At 45.5% G+C, this 264-nt stretch carries 1 protein-coding gene; it reads left to right on the top strand.

All coding sequences use genetic code 11. From position 1 onward, the window contains the following. Positions 1-264, top strand: a 264-nt coding sequence (locus tag ACKX14_RS16020; RefSeq protein WP_422449401.1) for an Hsp33 family molecular chaperone HslO, incomplete at both ends; no start/stop codon positions are given.

Genomic DNA, 264 nt, shown 5'->3' with positions numbered 1-264 from the left:
GAATTTGGTGAGCGTTATCAAGGGATTGTGGCTTTAGACAAGCCAAATCTTGCGGGTTGTTTAATGCAGTACTATGACCTGTCTGCCCAAATTCCAACGTGTATCGTTTTGGCCAGTTCAGCGCAACGTGCTGGTGGTTTACTCATTCAGCTGTTACCACGTAACAGTGAAGAAGAACAAGAACGTGTCGACCAAGACTTATGGCCACGTCTGACCATGTTGACTGAAACGCTCAAAATCGAAGAGTTAACCGATTTAGAGTCC

The sequence above is a fragment of the Thermorhabdus hydrogeniformans genome, assembly GCF_049310025.1.
In the GTDB taxonomy this organism is placed as follows: Bacteria; Bacillota; Thermosediminibacteria; order Thermosediminibacterales; family Tepidanaerobacteraceae; genus JBJYKD01.
Note: the sequence above shows the minus strand (reverse complement) of the source record. Positions and strands in the feature narration are given on the sequence as shown.